A 20,648-nucleotide genomic window follows, 5' to 3' on the forward strand; every position below is an offset into this window, starting at 1 on the left:
GGGAGTACGGCAGCGGGCCCCCGCTGCCGTACTCCCGCCGCCTACTCCGACTTGATCGCCGCCAGCATGTTCAGCCGCGCCGCGCGCCGGGCCGGCCACAGGGCCGCCAGGACGCCCACCGTCGCGGCCAGGAGCAGGAAGAACGCCATCCTGGCCCAGGGCAGGACGAGTTCGTACGTCGGCATGGTCGTGCCGATGAGTTCGCCGGCCGCCCAGCCGAAGAACACGCCCAGGCCGATGCCCAGGACGCCGCCGAAGACGGAGATGACCAGGGATTCCAGGCGGACCATGCGCTTGATGCCCTTGCGGTCGAGGCCGATCGCGCGGAGCATGCCGATCTCCTGGGAGCGTTCGAAGACCGACATGGCCAGGGTGTTGATGACGCCGAGGACCGCGACCAGGACCGCCATCGCCAGCAGGCCGTAGAGCATGTTCAGCATCAGGGTGAACACGCTGGCGATCTCGTTGGAGATGTCCTTCTTGTCCCGGATCTGGATGGCCGGGTTGGTGCCCAGGGCCTTCTCCAGCCTGTCCTTCGTCGCGTCCGTCGCGCCGCCCGAGGTCTTCACCATGACCTGCATGTCGCCGATGTCGTCGGCGGCCGTCCGGTGCGGGGCCAGAAGGCCGTCGTCGACGAGGAGGCCGCTGATCATCTCGTTGCCCTCGTACACGCCCGCCACCGTCAGCTGCTGCTTCTTGCCGTCCTCGTAGCCGATGGTGAAGGCCGAACCCGCCTTCCAGCCATGGGAGTCGGCCGTCCAATCGTCCACGACGACCTGGGTGCCGCCGATCGCGAACGTGCCTTCGTTGATCGGCAGTTGGGTCAGCTTCCCGAACGCGGAGCCGGTGACGCCGGTCAGGTACTCCGTGGAGCCGTCGATGCGCGCGGGGGTGTTGCGCATGGGGCTGAGGTCGGTCACTCCGGTCGTCCTCGCCAGCTTCTCGGCGACCTCGGGGGAGAGCTCCATGCCGTTGGCCATGGAGACGACGTAGTCCGCCCTGATCGAGGACGAGGCCATCTTGTCGATCGACTTCTGGAGACTGCCCGCCATCACGGTCATGCCGGTGATGAGGGTGAGCCCGATCATCAGCGCGGAGGCCGTGGCGGCCGTACGACGGGGATTGCGGACCGAGTTCTGGCGGGCCAGCTTCCCGGAGACGCCGAACACGCGCATCAGCGGGGCCGCGGCGGCGATCAGCGGGCGGGAGAGCAGCGGGGTGAGGATGAAGATCCCGATGATCAGCAACACCGCCCCTATGCCCATGGGGGCCTGGCCGTCCGAGCCGCTCATCGTCGTGGCCGCGAGGACCACGGCGACGCCCGCGCCCGAGAAGAGCGCGCCCAGCGTGTTGCGCAGCACCAGCGACTTGGTCGTCGCGGTCGCGTGGACGCTGCTCATCGCGGCCACCGGGGGGATCTTCGCGGCGCGGCGGCCGGGCAGCCAGGCCGCCAGCATCGTGATGAGGATGCCGACCGCGAGGGCCGCGCCGACCGTACCGGGCGTGACGATCAGCGGCCCGTCGGGCACGGTCGCGCCGAGCAGACCGAGAAGCGCCTTCAGTCCGGCCCCGATCCCGATGCCCGTGACCAGCCCGGTCACCGCCGCCACCGCGCCGACCACGAACGCCTCGATCAGCACCGACCGCGTGACCTGGCGGCGCGAGGCGCCGACCGCGCGCAGCAGCGCCAGTTCCTTGGTGCGCTGGGCGACCAGCATGGTGAAGGTGTTGGCGATGATGAACGTACCGACGAAGAGCGCGATGCCCGCGAAGACCAGCAGGCCCTGCTTGAGGCCGCTCATCGACGAGGCGATGATCCTCGCCTGGTCGTCGGCGAGTTGGGTGCCCGTCGTGGTCTCGATGGTGTCGCCCGGCAGGGCCTTGTCCAGGGCCGCCTTGAGCGCGCTCTGGCTCGTGCCCGCCGCCGCCTTGACGTCGATCTCGTCATACGTGCCCACCTTGCCGAACAGCTGCTGCGCGGTCGCCGTGTCGAAGAGGGCGAGGCTGCCGCCGGCCGCCACATTGCCGTCGTCCGTGGTGAAGATGCCGGAGACGGTGGGGGTGAGCACCGGTCCGTCCACCGACAGGCGCACGGTGTCGCCGACCTGGTAACCGGTCCGCTCGGCGGTCTTCGCGTCGAGGGCGACCTGGTTCGCGCCGCGTGGCGCGGTGCCGTCCTTCAGCGGGTACCGGGCGTCCTTGTCGCCCCAGAAGTTCCCGCCCTGCGACTGGAAACCGTCGCCGACGAGCTTGCCGTCCTTGTCGGCTATGGCCGTGAACCCGGTCACGACACCGATGGCGGAGGCGGCACCCGGGACCTTCGCGCTCTCGTCGAGCAGGGCCCGCGTCAGCTCCGGCGTCTTGCCGATCTTGTCGCCCACATCGTCCCGGGGGCGCGCCTGCACGGCGACGTCGACCTGGTCGAAGCCCTTGGCGGAACTGTTCTGGAGGGCGTTCGAGAGGGTGTTGGTGAAGACCAGGGTCCCGGACACGAACGCCACGCCGAGCATCACGGCGAGCACGGTCATCAGAAGCCTGGCCTTGTGCGCGAGTACGTTGCGCAGGGCGGTACGGAACATGGGTGTCGTCTCAGTCCGTCGGGTCGTGAGCGGGGTGAAGTGGAAGCAGGGCTACGGGAGTTGAGTGAGCGTCAGCTGGTGCGGACGGTCCGTGTGTCCAACTGCTTCATGCGGTCCAGGACGCCGTCCGCCGTCGGGCCGTACAGCTCGTCCACGATCCGGCCGTCCGCGAGGAAGACCACCCGGTCCGCGTACGCCGCCGCCACCGGGTCGTGGGTGACCATCACGACCGTCTGACCCAGTTCCCGTACGGAGTTGCGCAGGAAGCCCAGTACCTCGGCGCCCGCGCGGGAGTCGAGGTTTCCGGTCGGTTCGTCGCCGAAGATGATGTCGGGGCGGGAGGCCAGCGCCCGGGCCACCGCGACGCGCTGCTGCTGGCCGCCGGAGAGCTGGGACGGGCGGTGGCGGAGCCGGTCGGCGAGGCCGATCATCGAGATCACCGAGTCCAGCCACTGCTTGTCCGGCTTACGGCCCGCGATGTCCATCGGGAGGGTGATGTTCTCCAGGGCGGTCAGCGTCGGCAGCAGGTTGAACGCCTGGAAGATGAAGCCGATCTTGTCCCGGCGGAGCTTGGTGAGCTGCTTGTCCTTGAGGGAGCCCAACTCGGTGTCGCCGATCCGCACGGAGCCCGAGGAGAAGGAGTCCAGGCCCGCCACACAGTGCATCAGCGTGGACTTGCCGGAGCCGGACGGGCCCATGATCGCGGTGAACTCGGCCTGCTTGAAGTCGACGGAGACCTGGTCGAGGGCGACGACCCGCGTCTCACCCTGTCCGTAGACCTTGGAAAGCTCCGTGGCGCGGGCGGCCACCGTCGTGGCGGTCCGGTCGGCGAGGGGAGTGGTGGTCACGGGCGGGCTCCTGTCGGGAGGTTCGACGAGTTTCGACGTCTGAGGTCTGACGTCTGAGGTCTGAGGCTCGTGAACCATCGTCATGGCCGGGGGGCGCCGTGTAGTCAGCCGCTGTTCCGGTTCCGAAGGCAGTCTTGGGACGGACCCGGCGCGCCTGTGTCATACCTGGGGATGACGGGCGTCCCCTTCGACGGGACCGTGGCAAGTGCCAGAGGCCATGACAAGAACAGGTGGAGCCCCCTTGTTCGGGCGGTGAAATTCCGTCATTCCGCATGCGAGCCGGGCTGCCTCGCGAAAGGCTACTGGCAAGTGCGGATGGCCCGTTCCAGGTGCTGATGCACCCTCAGACGTCAATAAAATAAGACAACATCGGTCCCCTCGCCCGCAGTTCGGGTGAGGCGTCCCGATAGGCTCGGAACCTCGATGCGGAGCCCAGGGCCTGCCCGGATGGTGGAATGCAGACACGGCGAGCTTAAACCTCGCTGCCCCTTCGCGGGCGTGCCGGTTCAAGTCCGGCTCCGGGCACCTCCGACCGTTGTATGCCGGATTTGTCGGTGCTTGGTCCATTGAAGTCTTGGCTGCGGAATCGTTGACAGCGGGCGTATGCGGTCAGACACTCATTCCAGGAAGTCAGTGAAGAAAGTTTCACTATACGAACACCCCTCGTATGAACGTACTGCATGAAGGGAACGACCGATGCGCACCACCGTCGGCATCATCGGAGCCGGCCCCGCGGGGCTCCTGCTCGCGCGGCTGCTCCACAACGCCGGTATCGACTCGGTCGTCCTGGAGAGCCGGGACCGGGATTACGTGGAGCACCGGCAGCGGGCCGGGATCCTGGAGCAGGGGACCGTCGACGTGCTGCGCGCCGCCGGGGCGGGCGCCCGCATGGACCGCGAGGGCCTGCGCCACGACGGCATCGAGCTGCGCTACGACAGGAAGCGTCACCGCGTCGACTTCCCCGCCCTCACCGGCGGCCGGTCCGTGATGGTGTACGCGCAGACCGAGGTCTGCAAGGACCTCATCGCCCTCCAGCTGGCCGAGGGCGGCCCGCTGCTCTTCGAGGCGGAGGCGCTGGCCGTGGAGGGACTGGAGGGGGCGGACGGTGGCAGTCCTCGGGTGCGGTTCCGGCACGAGGGGCGTGAGGACGTACTGGAGTGCGAGTACGTCGTCGGATGCGACGGCTTCTGGGGCGTGGCCCGTACGGCGATCCCCGCCGAACTCACCCGGGTGTTCGAACGGTCGTACCCCTTCGGCTGGCTCGGCATCCTCGCCGACGTACCGCCCTCGCACGACGAGCTGGTCTACGCCCGCCACGACCGCGGCTTCGCCCTCCTCTCCATGCGCTCCCCGTCCGTCTCCCGCCTCTACCTCCAGGTGCCGGACGGCACCGACGCCGAGGCGTGGAGCGACGAGGAGATCTGGGACGAGCTGGAGCGGCGCTTCGAGACCGCCGACGGCTGGAAGCTCGACCGGGGGCCCATCACCCAGAAGTCCGTGACCCCGATGCGGAGTTACGTCCACGAGCCGATGCGGCACGGACGGCTGTTCCTCGCCGGGGACGCCGCGCACATCGTCCCGCCGACCGGCGCCAAGGGGCTCAACCTCGCCGTCGGGGACGTCGTGACCTTCGCGCGCGCACTGACGTACGAGAAGGAGACGGGGTCGGCCCAGCTGCTCGACGCCTACTCCGAGACCTGTCTGCGCCGGGTCTGGCAGGCCGAGCGGTTCTCGTACGACATGACGACCCTCCTGCACCGCTCCCCGGACGCCACTCCCTTCGACGACCGGCTGCAGCTGGCGCGGCTGGAGCGGATCGCCACCGCCCGTTCGGCGGAGACGGATCTGGCGGAGGGGTACACGGGGTTCCCCCTCGACTGACCCTTGAGTGACCCCGCCGGCGGATCAGGGGGCGGTCTCGGGTCTGTACCGGGTTGGTCAGGGTCCGGGGGCTCCATGGCCGGGAATCAAGTGGGCGCGTAGCGTGTTCGCGACAGGACAAGGGAAAGATCCTCCCCAAGCACTAGGGTCAATCCTTTGCCCACCTATTACTCTTGAGCCAAGGCCACGCAGCGTGTCCATGGAGGAGTGAAATGAGGAGCAGCAACCCGGTCTTCTCGCGACGGGGGTTCAGCCGCGACAACGGCTACGCGGGTTTCAACACCGCGCCGCAGGCCGGGGGCGCCGCTGTCGGTACGCAGTCGGGCAACCCGTATGCGGACCAGCACGCCCAGCAGGGCGGGAACCCGTACGCGACCAACCCCTACGCCCAGCAGGACCTTCAGCAGGGCGCACCGCCGCAGGCCCCGGTCACCACCGGCCGGATGACGATCGACGACGTCGTCATGCGGACCGCCACCACCCTTGGTGTGCTGGTCGTCACGGCGGCGCTCGCCTGGGCGCTGCTGCCGGTCGACGACGCGAACATCAACCGGTCCTACGGCATCGCCATCGGCGCCGGTCTGGTCGCGATGGTCCTCGGCCTCGTCCAGTCCTTCAAGCGCAAGGCCTCGCCCGCGCTGATCGTGACGTACGCGGCGCTCGAGGGTGTCTTCCTCGGCGTCGTCTCCAGCGTCGTCGACAACCGCATCGCGAGCGGTGCGGCCATGCAGGCCGTGATCGGCACGCTGGCGGTCTTCACCGCCGTACTCGTGGCGTACAAGGCGGGCTGGATCCGCGTCAACCGCCGCTTCTACGGCTTCGTGATGGCGGCGGCGCTCGGCTTCGTGCTGCTCATGGCAGTGAACCTGCTGTTCGCCGTCTTCGGCGGCGGTGACGGCCTCGGCTTCCGCAGCGGCCCGCTCGGCATCATCTTCGGCATTGTCGGCATCCTGCTCGGTGCGTGCTTCCTGGCTCTCGACTTCAAGCAGGTCGAGGACGGCATCGCCTACGGCGCGCCGCGCGAGGAGGCCTGGCTGGCCGCCTTCGGTCTGACGATGACGCTGGTCTGGATCTACCTGGAGTTCCTGCGGCTGATCGCCATCCTCCAGGGTGACGACTAGTACGACGGCCAGCAGTAGCCAGTAAGGCAGTAGAAGGGCCCCGGGGTCACTCCCGGGGCCCTTTGTCGTGCGCGCCCCGGGCTCTCAGAGGAGCTTGCGCGCGGCCCTCCTCATGTCGTACTCGTGAATGATCGCCTTGGCGTGGCCGTACGCGAGATTGTGCTCGTGCCGGAGCCAGCTGACCTTCTCCTCGAAGCGGAAGAGGGAGGGGCCTTCGTCGACGGTGCGCAGCCAGTCGGATACTTCACGACCGGTGCAGTGGGGGATGCGGGCGAGCATGTTGCGGTGGGTCTCCTCGGAGAGGACGTGGGACATCGGCGCCTCCGGACGCAAAGGGGATGTAAGCCGGTCCTTCACGCCACCGTGCCTGAGGGTTGGGTTGTTGGCAACAGTCCAGGTGCGACCGTTAGTCTCACGGCGTGCTGGATACCTCGCCTTTGACGCGCGCAGTGGATCACTTTGCCGATCGTTTGCGGGCGGCGCCGCAGAGTCGGTTGCAGCGGGGCGCTGCCGCTGAGGCGTTGGGGTTGGCCAGGGAGTTGGCACGGCGTGCCCAGCTGTTGGAGTCGCCGGGGGGTGAGCCGCTCGTCATGCCGGATGTGGGGATGTTCGCGGGGGCGGATCAAGTGACTGTGGCCGCGCATGATTTGGCGCTGGTTCTTCGGAGTGAGGGGGAGTTGGCTTCGGCGCTGGCTCTTGTTGCGGAGGCTCAGCAGCGGGCGGGGGTGTAGGTGCAGTAGGGGGGTTCGTTGTCGGCTGCCCCGCCGGTGGGGGCTTGTCGCGCAGTTCCCCGCGCCCCTATCGGGGCGCTCCTGTCGGCGGCGATTCGATGCTCGGCCCCTTGCCGCGACGAAAAACCCACCGCCTGCCCGCGCCCAGCGACCGTGACACCACCCGCGCCCAGGGACTGCAACCGGTTACAGAGACGCTATGACCCTGTCCGCCAGTACGTACACCGTTTCCTCGCCGCATTCGAAGGTCAGGGCGTAGGCGCCTGAGATGCCGGAGCCGCCGAGGAGGATCGGGGTCTCGCCTGCGCGGAGGGCTGCGGAGAGGCGTTCGGCGGTTTCGCGGTGGCCGGGGGTCATGCAGAGGGTCGTGCCGTCCGTGAAGACGTAGACGTCGAGGGTGCCCAGGGGGCCGGGGCGGACGTCGGCCAGGGCGGTGCGGGAGTCGGCGAGGTCTTCCAGGCAGGCGACCGTGCGTTCGTGGTCGTTCACGATGGGCGACTGGGCCGGGACGAAGTCCGGGTGGGAGGGGTGCCGGCGGCGGGCGGCGGCCAGTTCCGCGGACTCGCCCGCGAACTCGTCCGCCTCCGTGCTGGGCTCCGTCACCGGCTCCAGGGACTCCAGGCCCGCGAAGTCCGCCGGACGCGGCAGGAACAGTTCGCTGTCGGGGAGGCCGAGCAGGGAGGGGGCGTCGGAGGCGTCACGGGCCTCCTGGGCGGCCCAGAAGGCACGCGCCTCGGCAAGCTCCCGCTCCCGCTCCTCGGCGAGCGCCTCGGCCACGGCAGCGCGTATCTCGTCGGTGTCACGGGGCGTGCGGGCCTGCGGCACGAGACCGTGCGCCCCGACGGCGAGGCTCTGGGCGGCCAGCTCGGTGTGCAGGGCCGCGATCTGTCGACGCAGTCCCAGCAAGGTGCGCAGAACGGCGACGCCCACAGCCGTGGTGACGGTGGCTGTGGCGAGCAGCAGAGCAAGAGGCGTAGCGCTCACTGACGTACTCCCGGTTCAAAGTCGACCCCCGACTTCCTACATCAGCTTGAAGGGTGGACTAACCACCTGTCAGTGCGTAACGTCACGAAACGGACAGGACTTTGGGCCTGATGTTTGGGGTTGAACCCCAGGTGACCTGCATAAATACCTCTTCGGAGCGAGATAGGTCACATCCTGGGGGAGATTGGATCACAAAACGGCCCAGAACCCCGGTGGTTGCGGGGTCCCGGGACGCTCTCTCACACAGAGTTTTCTGTCAACTACCGTCAGCTCAGGCGCTCGATGACCATCGCCATGCCCTGGCCGCCGCCGACGCACATCGTCTCCAGGCCGAACTGCTTGTCGTGGAACTGGAGGGAGTTGATCAGCGTGCCGGTGATCCGCGCGCCCGTCATGCCGAAGGGGTGGCCGACGGCGATGGCGCCGCCGTTCACGTTCAGCTTCTCCAGTGGGAGGCCGAGGTCGCGGTAGGAGGGGATCACCTGGGCGGCGAACGCCTCGTTGATCTCGGCCAGGTCGATGTCGTCGATGGTGAGGCCGGCCCGGCGCAGCGCCTGCTGGCTCGCCTCGACCGGGCCGAGGCCCATGATCTCGGGGGAGAGGCCGGAGACGCCGGTCGACACGATCCGGGCCAGCGGGGTCAGGCCCAGCTCGCGTGCCTTCGTGTCGCTCATGATCACGACCGCCGCGGCGCCGTCGTTCAGCGGGCAGCAGTTGCCGGCCGTGACCATTCCGTCCGGACGGAACACCGGCTTGAGCCCCTGGGTGCCCTCCAGGGTCACCCCCGCACGCGGACCGTCGTCCTTCGAGACCACCGTGCCGTCGGGCAGCGTCACCGGGGTGATCTCGCGCTCCCAGAAGCCGTTCTTGATGGCTTCCTCGGCGAGGTTCTGCGAACGGACACCGAACTCGTCCATGTCGAGCCGGGTCACGCCCTTCACGCGGGCGAGGTTCTCGGCGGTCTGGCCCATCGAGATGTACGCGTCCGGTACGAGACCGTCCTCGCGCGGGTCGTGCCAGGAGGTGCCCTCCTGCTCGGCGACGGCGGCCGTACGGGCCTCGGCCTCCGCGAAGACCGGGTTGCGCGTGTCGGGCAGCGAGTCCGAGTTGCCCTTGGTGAACCGGGAGACCATCTCGACGCCGGCCGAGATGAAGACGTCGCCCTCGCCCGCCTTGATGGCATGCAGCGCCATCCGGGACGTCTGGAGCGAGGAAGAACAGTAACGGGTGATCGTGCAGCCCGGCAGGTAGTCCATGCCCATCTGCACGGCGACGATCCGCCCGAGGTTGTTGCCCTGCTCGCCTCCGGGCAGACCGCAGCCGAGCATCAGGTCGTCGATGTCCCGCGGGTCCAGCTCGGGGACCTTGGCCAGCGCGGCCTGGATGATCGTGGCGGTGAGATCGTCGGCGCGCAGTTCCTTGAGGGAGCCCTTGAAGGCGCGTCCGATGGGGGAGCGGGCGGTCGAGACGATGACGGCTTCCGGCATGACGGCTCCATTGGCGTTACGGGGGCTGCTGGGCGTTTCTTGCTTCGTGCGCTTCTTGTAAGGGGACCTGCTTGGGAAGTTACCCGTACGTATGGTCTCGGTCACGGGTGTGGCGGTGTGACTCGGGCCGCACTTTTCTAAGCGCTTGCTCAGAGGGTGGCGGGCGAGGGCGGGAGTAGGGGCAGCCGGCCCTTGTCCGCCAGCCACTCCCAGTACACCCCCGCCCGCTGCACCTCCGCCCAGTACGCCTTCGTGCGTGGCGCCGGATGGCCCGTCGAGTCGTTCACCATGTACGACGACGCGCAGGTCAACGTGGAACTCGTCTCCGCGCACCTGACCGTCACGCAGCCGGGCGAGATCGCGGAGTACGCGAGGGCGTTCGCCGAACTCTCCGCCAACGCCGTGTACGGCACGGAGGCCAGGTCGCTCATCACCGGCGCGATCGACGCACTCGGGTAGTCGCCCACTCGCCGCGCAAGTTGGTGCAAGTGCGTAGGCCCAGGGCTGCTGTCGTCCTCAGCCTGGTCCCATGCCACAGCAGCGGACGACCCCTACTTCCCGGTCTTGGGGGCGTCCTCCACGAACGAGCCCTGCCCCAGCACAGTCCGGAGCCTGCCCTCCGCCCGCAGCGCGGCCACGGCCTTCTGAATCGTCGACGCCGCGACGTCGAACTCCGCGGCCAGGTCCACCACGGCGGGGAAGCGCGCACCGGGAACGTACGTACCCGCGTCGATCCTGCGTCGTAGCTCACCGGCGATTTGGGTCCATACAGGCTTGCCCCGGTCGAGATCCATGACTCGAACGTATGCGTCTTCGCGAAACCGGGCGACCGCGAATGCGCGAATGCGCGTATCCTCAGAAACTGGCAGACCCCGGCGAGTCGGTCAGGACTCCCGGGGCGTGGCCCACCAACTGTTAGGAGTTGATGAACATGGCCGAGCGTAGCGCTGCCGCGCTGCACTGGGTTGGGGTGACCCTGGTTCTCTGGGGCCTCACCCGCCTGATCCCACCGACCGGCACTCGTCGGAAAACCCGCGCGCCGATGCGGGCCGTTGCGAACAGGAGAAAGTCAGGAATTGCTGCCGGTTCGGCGGTACGGGTGCCTGCTGCGCGCCGGTCGCCGTACAGCGCCGACCGGGCACCCCTGGACGGTTCCGCGTCCCGACTGTCCCGGCCCTACCTCCCCGCCTTCACGGACCTTGTTGTCCACGCCGAACTGAGCACGGCGGGCGCCCGATGACCGGCCAGCGGCGTACCAGGGTCCAAGCAGCCGTACGACAGGCCGAGTTGCCCATGCTGCGCGCCTACCGGCTCTGGTTCGAGCACGCCCGCAAGTGCGCCGGCTGCAAGCCCGCCCGCAGGGCGATGGACGGCTGCGAGACGGGACAAGAGCTGTGGGGCGCCTACCGCCACGCGTACGACGGAGGTGCCGGATGACCGCCCACCCCACCGGCCAGACCGACACGTGCGGGACGGTCCGCGCCTCGCTGTTCTATCGGGCGCCGATCCTCAGCGAGACCGGGGCGTGCGTCCTCCCCAAGAGGCATGAGGGCGACCATAAGGACGCCAAGGGCGCACGCTGGTACGTCATTCCCCTCGTCGGCGGAGCGGATCTCGGCGGGGAGACAGGTACGCGATGACCCACGAGCCGTCGGCCTGGACATCGGACCCCCCTTTCCGTTCTCCCCGCTGTGTCCTGGGCCAGCACCCCGAGTGCCAGGACGCCGAACCCCGCGACACCGGCGTACCCGGCGTGCACTACCTGGTGTGCACCTGTGCTTGCCATCACCCGACACCAACCGTGGTCCGGAGGACCTCGTCGCCTTCGCTGGGACGGTAGAGGCCCGTGATCACCGGGGACGAGAGCCATCCCGGGGTCCGGCGAAGCACCTTCTGAAGGACCGGTCCTGTGCTGCGGAGCGGGTCGCCGCCGAGGTCCTCCTTGACGACGGCGATGCCAGGCCGAGCCGGACGGTGAGGGGGACGGCGAGCCCAGGTAGGCCTGGATCCGTGGTTGTAGGCGGCCGGATCCCAGCCCCCTCCGCTGTGCTCGTCCCACACCCGTCCCACAGCCCCTGGAAACACCATGCTCACGCAGGTCATCCCATCCCAACGTCCCATCCCGGGCTGATTCGTTGCCGTCGGCGGACGCCCCTTGCCAGTGTCTGCGGCGTTCGGCGGGGGAAGGGCGGCGCGGTGGGAGAGCCGCGCCGTTCCCGTCCCTCTGTGAGCCGATCCCTGGCACCACCGACTCAAGGAGAAGTCCATGAACAAGCTCTGGGCAGCGCTCGCTACGACGGGCGTGATCGGTGCCTCACTGGTCTCTCTGGCGCCGGCGGCCTCCGCCGCGGCCCAGGCGTGCGTCACCACGACCATCACCACGGGCTACCGCACGTACTCGGAGACGGCGACGAAGTCGTCCACGAGCACCTGCAGCGACCTCAACCTCACCTACGCGAACGACACGTCGGCGGCGGCCTACGACTGTTACCGCGGTATGTACCGCAACTCGGCGGGCACCTGGTTCCGCGGCGCGTCCGGCTGGCACTGCCTCAACGACGGCGCCTACGCCATCGACACACAGCTCCTGCTGACCGATCTCAACGACGGCACCACGTTCGGCGTCGAGAGCTACTACGACTCGCCCGACTACGTGAACATCACGCACTAGTCCTCCCGACCGTGTCCGGTGGGGCCGCCCGGCGGCGGCCCCACCGGACAGGTCACGGTCACGGTCACGGACGCGTACACGGCGTCCGTCCTACCGGTTGCGAAAGAAGAAGGAGAAGGCTCCTGATGGCCGGACCGACCCGGACAGCCGCAGTACCGCCGCGCACCGTGCTCACACTGCTCACACTGGTCACGCTGATCACTCTCGTCGCGTGCGCAGCCGGCTGTTCGAAGCCGTCCGCCTCCCCCGCCGGAGGCGATCCGGCCGCCGCCACGTTCCGGGCCTCGCCCGTGACCTACGAGGTGCCGGCGGACCTCACGCCCGCCGTACTGCCGGCGACCGGCGCCGAGTCCCGGTGGTCCCAAGGTCTCGACGCCTTCGGCGAAGCGGTCGCCGACGGCGAGATCCGCGACTGCGTACGGTCCCGGGGCGAGGAGATGCCGGACCTGGCACCGCTCGCCTTCACCAGATACATGGACCTGCCCGACCTGGAGTTCATCCGGCGCCACGGCTTCGGATCGACCGCGGTTCCGGTGCCCTCCCCCGACCCCGCCGCGTCGCAGGACTCTCCGGGGCCTGAGCTGATGCGGCGTTGCCTGGCGGCGGGCCAGACCGTTCTGAACGAGTTCCGGGCGCTCTACGGTCCGCTGCGGATGTCATGGTTCAAAGTGATCGGCCGACTCGGATCCGATGAGTCGGTCGCCCTGGCCTACCGCGCCTTCCCTTCCTGCCTCGCACAGCGGGGTGTGCGGGTGAAAAGCGAGAGCAGGTTCTTCGGGCTCGTGGACCAGCGGCTCGCCGCCGGCGGAACCGACATGGGCCTGGCCGCCGACTACGCGACCTGCATGGCCCCGGTCGAAGCCGCCCGCGAGCCGCTGCGCGAGGAGCTGCGGACCCGGTTCGTCACCGACCACCGCCAGGAAATCAAGGAACTGACGGAGAAGCTGATGCCGCGGGTCCGGAAGCTGGCGGCCCGCTACAAGGTACGGCTCTGCTTCCCCGCTCTCGAACAGGCCGGTGCGGACGTCACGGAGACTGCTCGCTGACCCGGCGCTCGGTCATGGGAACGTCGGTGCCCTTTCCGTACAACGTCTCCGCCCCCGCGTGAGTCTGACGGTGCGGCATGGGCTGGTGCAGCCGACAGGGGAGACCAATGGGGGTGGGGCGCGTGAGACGTACGACTCTGCGTACGGTGTCGAGGAGGAGACGGGCCAGGGGTGGGGTCGTCTCGGTCGCGGCGGGCCTGGCCTTGGTGGCCGGGCTGCTGCAGTTCACCTCGGAGCCGGCTGTCGCGGCCGGTGGTGGGGACATGCCGACCGTCACCCTGCCGGGCACGCACCGGGCAGCGCCGCGGGTCGGGTTCCTGACCGCCGCCGACAGTTCCGGGTATCTGGTCGCGCCGAGGCCGTACGACGCCGCCTCCCCGGCCAAGTGGATCGGCCGCGACGGCTCGACCAGGGAGATCCCGAGCCAGGCGACCACGATCGCTCGCAACGGCGGGCTCGGGCTGGAGCAGGTCCCGGAGACCGCGCAGACGAAGAACGCGTACGACATCCGGCACTACGCCACCAACAAGGTGACGCGGTTCAACGTGCCGGCCGGTGACCGGGTCACCGAGGTGTTCGCCGAGAACCGGCTGCTGGTCGCCCGCCAGGTCGGCGGCAAGTGGACGCTCCACCTGCTGGAGATGCCGCCCGGAGGCGGGCAGTTGGTCGACCGGCCGGTGACCGGTCTGGCCGACGACTACAGCGGATGGGCGTACCAGGCGGCGTCGGACAAGCGGGGAGCCGCGTTCGGGTACCACGCGACCGACGGCGGCAACTCCTGGCGCGCTGTGCTGCTCGACTTCGACACCGCCTCGGTGGCGTACGTGCCCATCGACGACTTCGCCTACCTGGAGTTCCCCCGCCTGGCCGGGGACACGGTGAGCTACTACGCCATCGGCAAGCAGTCCGGCGGCAGCCACCGGTTGTACGTCGTCGACCGTGCGCATCCCGAGGCTCCCGGACACGTGGTCGACGTACCACAGAGCGGCCTCCGGGACGCCCGCGCGATGGGCGGCTGGGTGATCTACCCCGGCGCCGCCAACGAGGGGATCGTCGCCGTGCCGGTGACCGGCGGCGGCCCGGCGCGGACCGTGCTGGCCGCCTCGTACCACGGCTTCGTCGACGGCGACGACGGCAGTTTCTTCATCGAGGGCGGCACGGACGCGGACCACTGGACGGTCCAGCAGGTCACCCTCGGCGCGGACGGGGTGCCGGTCTTCAAGCCGGTGGGGGCGGCGCTGCCCCCGGTCTCGGTGTACGAGGCCGGCGGCATCGCGGTCGACCAGGGGCGGGTGCTGCTCGGCACCGAGCGGAACGACGGGTACCTCCCGTATCCCGGCACCGATCTCACCGCCTCCGCGCTCTCCCTGACGGCCGACGGCAGGCTGACCGTCGCACCGCCGCAGAACCAGGGCGACCTCGGGACCGCGAAGTCGAACCCTCTGTACGGCGTCGAGTGCTACGGGGAATGCCTGCGGTTCACCGGCACGGGTGAGGGCGGCATCACCCACCCGCAGCAGGAGTGGCTGGGTGACATCGCGGCGGCGTCCGCCTCGTACGCGGTGGAGAGGTACGGCGACGTCATGCAGGTGTGGAACGGGACCAAGTGGCTGGCCAGGGGCCCCTGGTCGGCCGCCGCCCTGTGGGGGAACACCCTGTGGACCGCCCGGACCGTCTCGGGCAAGCCGACGTTCGAGACGTACGCGCTGCCGTCGATGCGGAAGCTGGGCAGTCTGTCGGTCGCCTCCTGTCTGCCGACCGATCTGCAGGTCGTCGGCCGGTACGTCTACTGGTCCTGCGGGCCCAACGCCCAGGCGGTCGTCTACGACCAGAAGACCCGCGTCGCGCAGAACGTGCCCCGGGGCTACGCGCGGCTCGGCGACGGATATCTGGTCTCGCAGGACAACAAGGCCGGCAAGCTCCTCATCACCTATCTGAAGGGCACGGTCCCGGCCGCCAAGGTCGGTACGAAGGACCTCGGCCCGCTGCCGTCCCAGCCGTACGCCCCGGCCGACCGGCGCGGCCGGTTCTGGAACGTGGACCGGTTCGGCGGCCCCGTCGCCTACCTGACGGCGTCCGGTGCCGTGACGGTGAAGTGGCCGCAGGTGACCACCTCCCCGCTCGCGGCGACCGACGCCACCGTCCCGACCTCCGTCGCCCCGCGCCAGGGCGGCACCTTCCAGGGCATCTGGCACCTGAACAAGCCGACCGCGACCTGGAAGCTGACCGTCACCAACTCCGCAGGCGCCGTCGTACGGACCCTCACCGGCGGCCGGGCCCACGGGAAGATCACCGCGACCTGGGACGGGCGCGCCGCGAACGGGACACTGGTCCGCGCCGGTACCTACCGGGTGAAGCTGACCGCCCGCACCGCGAACGGCACCCCCAGGAACGCGGTGATCTACGACAAGTCGCTGGCCGTGCGGTAGGCGGGGCGCCGCGGTCTGTACCGGGCCCGCTCATACCTGCTGTCGGGCCTCAGTTCTTGACCGCCTCCGCGATCCGCAGGGCGGCCTCGGCGGGCGTGAGGTGGGTGGTGTCGACGACCTCGGCCTCGGCGTGCAGCCAGGTGCGGGCCGCCTCGGCGTAGGGGTCGAGGTATCTGAGGCGGAACGGGGAGTCGGGGCCGAGGACGGTGTCGTTCGCGATGCGTCCGCGCAGGGTGTCCTGGTCGGCGTGGAGGACGAAGTGCCGTACGGGGATGGCGTGTTGGGCCAGGCCCGTGCTGATCTCGCGCCAGTACTCCTCGACCAGGACCGTCATCGGAATCACCAGCGTGCCGCCGGTGTAGTCCAGCACGCGGCGGGCGGTCTCGACGACGAGCGGTCGCCACGGCGGCCAGTGCTGGAAGTTGTCCGTCGCGGGCAGCCCAGGCTTGATGTCCATGAGTGTCTCGCCGACCTTCTCGGCGTCGAACACCTGCGAATCCGGGATCAGTTGCTGCACGAGCGGACTGGTCGTCGACTTGCCCGCGCCATGGGTGCCATTGAGCCATACGATCATAGGTCCGACGCTATCGCTCCCCTCGCGCGCCGCCTGTGCCGCCCGCGCCCCCTCGCGCTGCCGTTGCGGCCCGGTGCCGGGCGCGGATCATTGATCCCATGACAGTGATCGATCCCATGACGGTGGACGTGCTGATCGTCGGGGGCGGGCCCGTGGGGCTCACCGCCCGGGCGCTGCTGGAGCGCTGGGGGGTGCGGACGCTGCTCGTCGAGAAGCGGGTCGAGCTGTCGCCTTTTCCCCGGTCCCGGCTCGTCAACGTGCGGTCGATGGAGATCTTCCGGCAGCTCGGGCTCGCCGATGCCATCGCCGCCCGCGCCTTTCCACCGGAGTACGGCCGTATCCGCTTCCGGGACGGGCTGCTCGGCCGTGACTTCGCCTCCGCCGCGATGATCGGGGTCAATGCGCCGGTGCCCGAGAGTCCCGTCATCGGGGTCGTCACCTCGCAGGATCGGCTGGAGCCCACCCTGCTCGGGGCCGCCGACGACACGCGGGTGCGGTTCGGGAGTGAGGTCGTCGGGCTTGTCGAGGAGGCGGAAGCCGACAGTGTTGTCGCCCGGCTGGTCGACCGGCGCAGTGGTGCGGAGACCTCTGTCCGGGCCCGGTACGTCCTCGCCGCCGACGGGGCCAACTCCACCGTCCGGGGACTGCTGGGCATCGGCACCGCCGGACCCGGTGCCCTGGGACGCATCACCACCGTCGTCTTCGACGCCGACCTCACCGCCTGGTCCGCCGGTCAGCCCGCCGGGTTCTACGCCACCGTCCACGGGTCGTTCCTGCCGCTCTACCCCGAGGGCGGCTGGGCCTGGGTCGCTCCCACCCCGGACGACACCGAGCACGCCGACTGGACCGGCCTCGTCTCGGGCGCCCTCGGGCCCGACGGACACGGCGTACGCGTCGACGTCCTGCGCGTCGAGCACTGGACACTCACCGCCTACGTCGCCGAGCGCTTCCGGCACGGGCGGGTCCTGCTCGCCGGTGACGCCGCGCACACGGTGCCACCGGCCGGCGGTCTCGGCATGAACGTCGGCATCGCCGATGTGCACAACCTCTGCTGGAAGCTGGCCGGTGTTCTGCGGGGGTGGGCGGGGGACGGGTTGCTGGACAGCTATCAGGTGGAACGGCAACCCGTCGCCGAGCTGACCCTCCGGCAGGCTGTGGCCAACGCTCGGCTCATGCTTCAGGTGCAGGACGGGCGTCGCGAACAGCTTCGGCAGCGGGCCGGTGCTGTGGCCTCCGGTGAGGTCGAACTTCCCTGGTCCGAGCGGTTCTTCGCGCAGCTCGGGCTCGTGCTCGGGGTCGGCTATCGTTCCGGTGCCGTCCTCGGTGACGGTGGCGATCACGGCGCGCCCACCGAACTCTCCCACCCCGGCACCGACTACGTCCCCACCGCCGAGCCCGGGCACCGCATGCCCCACCTCTGGCTCACGCCCGGCCGCTCCACCCTCGACTCCTTCGGCGAGTGGTTCACCCTGCTCACCCCGGACCCGGGCAGCTGGGAGCAGCAGGCAGACCTGTCGTCCCTGGTGCCCCTGCGTGTCGAGGGGCTGCCCGGCGAGTACGCCGACCTCTGCGGCCTCCGCCCGGCCGGCGCCCTGCTCGTCCGGCCCGACGGGCACATCGGCGCCCGCTGGACGGACCGTCCGGACGGCGACTCCGCCGTCCGGCACGCCCTCGCCGGGATCAGCCGCTCGACACCCCTCCCGACGTAGTCGGCGTGGGCGTCGGGTCCGTCGCCGGGACCCGCCTGCGCCGCCTGCGCTTGAGGAGTGCCCAGGGGCCCCTGGGACCGGTCGGCATCGCCGCCGTGACCTCCGTGCCCGCCTCCGACGCGGCCTCCGCCGCCGCCCGCGCCACCGGCAGGAAGCCCTCGCGGCGGGACACGTCCGGGCGCTCCTCCTCCGCCGGCCACAGGCCCAGCGCCGCGCACACCGTCGGGAGCACCGCCATCGCCGCCGTCGCGTAGCCCTCCGCCGAGGGGTGGTAGTTGTCCGGGCCGAACAGCTCGCGCGGGTTCGCCTCGAACTCGGGGCCCAGCAGGTCGCCCAGCGACACCGTGCGGCCCCCCTGCTCCACGACCCCGATCGTCTGGGCCGCCGCCAGATGCCGGGACGCCCGCCGGGCCAGCCAGCGCAACGGCTGCTGGACCTGCTCCACGGTGCCCAGGTCGGGACAGGTCCCCACGACCACCTCCGCACCCGCCGTACGCAGCCGCCGTACCGCCGAGGAGAGGTGGCGGACCGAGCGCGTCGGGGGCATCCGGTGGGTGACGTCGTTCGCGCCGACCATGATCACGCAGATGTCCGGGACCCAGTCGGACGCCGAGACCGTCAGTGCCACCTGGCGGTCCAGGTCGTCGGACTGGGCGCCGGGCAGCGCCACGTTGCGCAGCTCCACCGGGCGCTCCGCCACCGCCGCCAGGCCCGACGCGAGCAACGCGCCCGGGGTCTGACGGGCCCGGTGGACGCCCTGGCCGGCGGCCGTGGAGTCACCCAGCAGTACGAGTCTGAGCGGGGGTTCACCGGGAGTGGCGTACCCGCGCCCGTAGAGGCCGTCCGCGCTCGGCGCGTGCGGACTGCGGCCGTTGCCCACCTGGCGTTTCGCCATCCGGACCTCGGCCAGCACCAGACCCACGGCCGCCGCGCTCACCAGGCCGATCCCGCCACCGCCGTACGCAGCGCCGGCCGCGATCCGCCGGGCCACCCTTGCCCTGGACATGCTCGTCATGCGTCGCCGCCACCTCCTCGTAGCCGTACAACCACTCCTTGCCCCGTACCGACCGTCCGCCAATCGTGACGTGAGGTGAATGCCGAGGTGGAGCCTTAGGCTGGCCGCACCAATGACAACCACATTTATGTGCGGCAACCGGAGACAACGGTGCAATTCCACGACTCGATGATCAGCCTCGTCGGCAACACCCCGCTGCTGAGGCTCAACAGTGTGACCGCGGGCATTCGGGCGACCGTCCTCGCGAAGGTCGAGTACTTCAACCCCGGCGGGTCCGTGAAGGACCGCATCGCCCTGCGCATGATCGAGGCGGCGGAGAAGAGCGGGGAGCTCAAGCCCGGCGGCACGATCGTCGAGCCGACCAGCGGAAACACGGGTGTCGGGCTGGCCATCGTGGCCCAGCAGAAGGGGTACAAGTGCATCTTCGTGTGCCCCGACAAGGTCTCCACCGACAAGATCAACGTGATGCGTGCGTACGGCGCCGACGTGGTGGTCTGCCCCACCGCCGTCGACCCCGAGCACCCGGACTCCTACTACAACGTGTCCGACCGGCTCGTCCGTGAGACGCCCGGTGCCTGGAAGCCCGACCAGTACTCCAACCCCAACAACCCCCTCTCGCACTATCACTCCACCGGCCCCGAGCTGTGGGAGCAGACCGAGGGACGGATCACCCACTTCGTGGCGGGTGTCGGCACCGGCGGGACCATCTCCGGGACCGGGCGCTACCTGAAGGACGCCAGTGACGGGCGCGTCCAGGTCGTCGGGGCCGACCCGGAGGGGTCCGTGTACTCCGGGGGGTCCGGGCGGCCGTACCTCGTCGAAGGGGTGGGCGAGGACTTCTGGCCCACCGCCTACGACCGGACCGTCGCCGACGAGATCGTCGCCGTGTCCGACAAGGACTCCTTCCAGATGACCCGGCGGCTCGCCAAGGAGGAGGGCCTGCTGGTTGGGGGCTCGTGTGGCATGGCCGTGGTGGCCGCGCTGCGGGTTGCCGAGCGGCTCGGGCCGGATGATGTTGTTGTCGTTCTTCTCCCCGACAGCGGGCGCGGGTACCTCAGCAAGATCTTCAACGACGAGTGGATGGCCGACTACGGCTTCCTGGAGGACAGCGGCCCCTCCGCGCGCGTCGCCGACGTCCTCGACTACAAGGAGCACGGCCACATCCCCTCCCTCGTTCATATGCACCCGGACGAAACCGTCGGTCAGGCCATCGAGGTGCTGCGTGAGTACGGCGTCTCGCAGATGCCGATCGTGAAGCCCGGTGCCGGTCACCCGGACGTCATGGCGGCGGAGGTCGTCGGGTCGGTCGTCGAACGCGAGCTGCTCGGCGCGCTGTTCACCCAGCGGGCCTCGCTCGACGACCCGCTGGAGAAGCACATGTCGGCGCCGCTGCCGCAGGTCGGCTCCGGCGAACCGGTCGCCGACCTGATGTCCGTACTCGGCGTGGCCGACGCGGCGATCGTGCTGGTCGAGGGCAAGCCGACCGGTGTCGTCAGCCGGCAGGACCTTCTGGCCTTCCTGGCCAAGGGCGGCAAGCAGTAGTAAACGTCCGGTGAACTGGGCGTGTCGGAGC

The 20,648-nt window shown here is 69.8% G+C and carries 20 protein-coding genes and 1 tRNA gene; 13 read left to right on the top strand and 8 right to left on the bottom strand.

The annotated features are described in order from the left end of the window. Window positions 1-41 precede the first annotated feature (41 nt). A complete protein-coding gene (locus LUX31_RS28270; protein WP_235478133.1) occupies window positions 42-2,579 on the bottom strand; it encodes an ABC transporter permease in 2,538 nt (845 codons plus the stop codon). Window positions 2,580-2,650: 71 nt separating this feature from the next. Beyond that, window positions 2,651-3,427, bottom strand: a complete 777-nt coding sequence (locus LUX31_RS28275) for an ABC transporter ATP-binding protein (protein ID WP_235478134.1) — start codon at window positions 3,425-3,427, stop codon at window positions 2,651-2,653. A 441-nt stretch (window positions 3,428-3,868) separates the two neighbouring features. Here LUX31_RS28275 and LUX31_RS28280 point away from each other — a divergent pair. The 3 genes from LUX31_RS28280 to LUX31_RS28290 all read left to right on the top strand — a co-directional run bounded on the left by LUX31_RS28280 (window position 3,869) and on the right by LUX31_RS28290 (window position 6,429). After that, window positions 3,869-3,952, top strand: a tRNA-Leu gene (locus LUX31_RS28280). A gap of 171 nt (window positions 3,953-4,123) precedes the next feature. After that, the gene (locus LUX31_RS28285; RefSeq protein ID WP_235478135.1) at window positions 4,124-5,308 is read left to right on the top strand and encodes a 4-hydroxybenzoate 3-monooxygenase; all 1,185 of its coding nucleotides are present in this window, start codon (window positions 4,124-4,126) and stop codon (window positions 5,306-5,308) included. A gap of 212 nt (window positions 5,309-5,520) precedes the next feature. Beyond that, complete coding sequence (locus LUX31_RS28290) at window positions 5,521-6,429, top strand: Bax inhibitor-1/YccA family protein (protein ID WP_235478136.1); 909 nt, start codon at window positions 5,521-5,523, stop codon at window positions 6,427-6,429. An 84-nt stretch (window positions 6,430-6,513) separates the two neighbouring features. Here the strand turns inward: LUX31_RS28290 and LUX31_RS28295 are convergent, their stop codons facing one another. Further along, the gene (locus LUX31_RS28295; RefSeq protein WP_235478137.1) at window positions 6,514-6,744 is read right to left on the bottom strand and encodes a DUF4287 domain-containing protein; all 231 of its coding nucleotides are present in this window, start codon (window positions 6,742-6,744) and stop codon (window positions 6,514-6,516) included. Between the two features lie 104 nt (window positions 6,745-6,848). On the opposite strand from LUX31_RS28295, the gene LUX31_RS28300 reads away from it, so the two are divergent. Beyond that, window positions 6,849-7,160, top strand: a complete 312-nt coding sequence (locus LUX31_RS28300; protein WP_235478138.1) for a hypothetical protein — start codon at window positions 6,849-6,851, stop codon at window positions 7,158-7,160. Between the two features lie 186 nt (window positions 7,161-7,346). Here the strand turns inward: LUX31_RS28300 and LUX31_RS28305 are convergent, their stop codons facing one another. Both LUX31_RS28305 and LUX31_RS28310 read right to left on the bottom strand, forming a co-directional pair. Further along, window positions 7,347-8,144, bottom strand: coding sequence for a hypothetical protein (locus LUX31_RS28305; protein WP_235478139.1), 798 nt, complete (start codon window positions 8,142-8,144; stop codon window positions 7,347-7,349). A gap of 266 nt (window positions 8,145-8,410) precedes the next feature. Beyond that, window positions 8,411-9,631 (bottom strand): acetyl-CoA C-acetyltransferase, encoded by a 1,221-nt coding sequence (locus LUX31_RS28310; protein ID WP_235478140.1) that lies wholly within the window; start codon window positions 9,629-9,631, stop codon window positions 8,411-8,413. A gap of 192 nt (window positions 9,632-9,823) precedes the next feature. Here LUX31_RS28310 and LUX31_RS28315 point away from each other — a divergent pair, with 192 nt between their 5' ends. Then, the gene (locus tag LUX31_RS28315; protein ID WP_328285702.1) at window positions 9,824-10,090 is read left to right on the top strand and encodes a hypothetical protein; all 267 of its coding nucleotides are present in this window, start codon (window positions 9,824-9,826) and stop codon (window positions 10,088-10,090) included. Between the two features lie 92 nt (window positions 10,091-10,182). On the opposite strand, the gene LUX31_RS28320 is transcribed toward LUX31_RS28315, so the two are convergent. Continuing rightward, window positions 10,183-10,425: a GntR family transcriptional regulator gene (locus LUX31_RS28320; protein WP_235478141.1), complete on the bottom strand. Its 243-nt coding sequence runs from the start codon at window positions 10,423-10,425 to the stop codon at window positions 10,183-10,185. A 137-nt stretch (window positions 10,426-10,562) separates the two neighbouring features. Here LUX31_RS28320 and LUX31_RS28325 point away from each other — a divergent pair, with 137 nt between their 5' ends. The 6 genes from LUX31_RS28325 (at window position 10,563) to LUX31_RS28350 (ending at window position 15,777) form a co-directional block, all read left to right on the top strand. Then, the gene (locus LUX31_RS28325; RefSeq protein ID WP_235478142.1) at window positions 10,563-10,871 is read left to right on the top strand and encodes a hypothetical protein; all 309 of its coding nucleotides are present in this window, start codon (window positions 10,563-10,565) and stop codon (window positions 10,869-10,871) included. Beyond that, complete coding sequence (locus LUX31_RS28330) at window positions 10,868-11,068, top strand: hypothetical protein (RefSeq protein ID WP_235478143.1); 201 nt, start codon at window positions 10,868-10,870, stop codon at window positions 11,066-11,068. The genes LUX31_RS28325 and LUX31_RS28330 overlap by 4 nt, the downstream gene beginning before the upstream one ends. Beyond that, window positions 11,065-11,271, top strand: a complete 207-nt coding sequence (locus LUX31_RS28335; RefSeq protein ID WP_235478144.1) for a hypothetical protein — start codon at window positions 11,065-11,067, stop codon at window positions 11,269-11,271. Before LUX31_RS28330 ends, LUX31_RS28335 begins: the two co-directional genes overlap by 4 nt. Window positions 11,272-11,897: 626 nt before the next feature. Then, window positions 11,898-12,302: a hypothetical protein gene (locus LUX31_RS28340; RefSeq protein WP_235478145.1), complete on the top strand. Its 405-nt coding sequence runs from the start codon at window positions 11,898-11,900 to the stop codon at window positions 12,300-12,302. Window positions 12,303-12,427: 125 nt separating this feature from the next. Further along, window positions 12,428-13,348 carry a hypothetical protein gene (locus tag LUX31_RS28345; protein WP_235478146.1) on the top strand — a complete coding sequence of 307 codons (921 nt, stop codon included), beginning with the start codon at window positions 12,428-12,430 and terminating at the stop codon, window positions 13,346-13,348. A gap of 122 nt (window positions 13,349-13,470) precedes the next feature. Next, window positions 13,471-15,777 (top strand): FlgD immunoglobulin-like domain containing protein, encoded by a 2,307-nt coding sequence (locus LUX31_RS28350; RefSeq protein ID WP_235478147.1) that lies wholly within the window; start codon window positions 13,471-13,473, stop codon window positions 15,775-15,777. 49 nt (window positions 15,778-15,826) lie between these two features. Here the strand turns inward: LUX31_RS28350 and LUX31_RS28355 are convergent, their stop codons facing one another. Beyond that, complete coding sequence (locus LUX31_RS28355; protein ID WP_235478148.1) at window positions 15,827-16,351, bottom strand: ATP-binding protein; 525 nt, start codon at window positions 16,349-16,351, stop codon at window positions 15,827-15,829. 98 nt (window positions 16,352-16,449) lie between these two features. Here LUX31_RS28355 and LUX31_RS28360 point away from each other — a divergent pair, with 98 nt between their 5' ends. Continuing rightward, the gene (locus LUX31_RS28360; protein ID WP_235478149.1) at window positions 16,450-18,060 is read left to right on the top strand and encodes an FAD-dependent monooxygenase; all 1,611 of its coding nucleotides are present in this window, start codon (window positions 16,450-16,452) and stop codon (window positions 18,058-18,060) included. Here the strand turns inward: LUX31_RS28360 and LUX31_RS28365 are convergent. Continuing rightward, window positions 18,032-19,075, bottom strand: a complete 1,044-nt coding sequence (locus tag LUX31_RS28365) for an SGNH/GDSL hydrolase family protein (protein ID WP_235478150.1) — start codon at window positions 19,073-19,075, stop codon at window positions 18,032-18,034. The genes LUX31_RS28360 and LUX31_RS28365 overlap by 29 nt on opposite strands. A gap of 150 nt (window positions 19,076-19,225) precedes the next feature. Here LUX31_RS28365 and LUX31_RS28370 point away from each other — a divergent pair, with 150 nt between their 5' ends. Beyond that, window positions 19,226-20,617, top strand: coding sequence for a cystathionine beta-synthase (locus tag LUX31_RS28370; RefSeq protein WP_235478151.1), 1,392 nt, complete (start codon window positions 19,226-19,228; stop codon window positions 20,615-20,617). Window positions 20,618-20,648 lie beyond the last annotated feature (31 nt).

The sequence above is a fragment of the Streptomyces sp. GQFP genome (assembly GCF_021545335.1).
Lineage (GTDB): Bacteria > Actinomycetota > Actinomycetes > Streptomycetales > Streptomycetaceae > Streptomyces.

What these genes read in the sequence shown, in the direction of transcription:
- LUX31_RS28330 (WP_235478143.1), top strand. Translation starts at nt 10,868, where the DNA reads ATGACCGGCCAGCGGCGTACCAGGGTCCAAGCAGCCGTACGACAGGCC.
- LUX31_RS28320 (WP_235478141.1), bottom strand. Translation starts at nt 10,425, where the DNA reads ATGGATCTCGACCGGGGCAAGCCTGTATGGACCCAAATCGCCGGTGAG.
- LUX31_RS28340 (WP_235478145.1), top strand. Translation starts at nt 11,898, where the DNA reads ATGAACAAGCTCTGGGCAGCGCTCGCTACGACGGGCGTGATCGGTGCC.
- LUX31_RS28325 (WP_235478142.1), top strand. Translation starts at nt 10,563, where the DNA reads ATGGCCGAGCGTAGCGCTGCCGCGCTGCACTGGGTTGGGGTGACCCTG.
- LUX31_RS28360 (WP_235478149.1), top strand. Translation starts at nt 16,450, where the DNA reads ATGACAGTGATCGATCCCATGACGGTGGACGTGCTGATCGTCGGGGGC.
- LUX31_RS28365 (WP_235478150.1), bottom strand. Translation starts at nt 19,075, where the DNA reads ATGACGAGCATGTCCAGGGCAAGGGTGGCCCGGCGGATCGCGGCCGGC.
- LUX31_RS28345 (WP_235478146.1), top strand. Translation starts at nt 12,428, where the DNA reads ATGGCCGGACCGACCCGGACAGCCGCAGTACCGCCGCGCACCGTGCTC.
- LUX31_RS28285 (WP_235478135.1), top strand. Translation starts at nt 4,124, where the DNA reads ATGCGCACCACCGTCGGCATCATCGGAGCCGGCCCCGCGGGGCTCCTG.
- LUX31_RS28335 (WP_235478144.1), top strand. Translation starts at nt 11,065, where the DNA reads ATGACCGCCCACCCCACCGGCCAGACCGACACGTGCGGGACGGTCCGC.
- LUX31_RS28355 (WP_235478148.1), bottom strand. Translation starts at nt 16,351, where the DNA reads ATGATCGTATGGCTCAATGGCACCCATGGCGCGGGCAAGTCGACGACC.
- LUX31_RS28310 (WP_235478140.1), bottom strand. Translation starts at nt 9,631, where the DNA reads ATGCCGGAAGCCGTCATCGTCTCGACCGCCCGCTCCCCCATCGGACGC.
- LUX31_RS28270 (WP_235478133.1), bottom strand. Translation starts at nt 2,579, where the DNA reads ATGTTCCGTACCGCCCTGCGCAACGTACTCGCGCACAAGGCCAGGCTT.
- LUX31_RS28290 (WP_235478136.1), top strand. Translation starts at nt 5,521, where the DNA reads ATGAGGAGCAGCAACCCGGTCTTCTCGCGACGGGGGTTCAGCCGCGAC.
- LUX31_RS28295 (WP_235478137.1), bottom strand. Translation starts at nt 6,744, where the DNA reads ATGTCCCACGTCCTCTCCGAGGAGACCCACCGCAACATGCTCGCCCGC.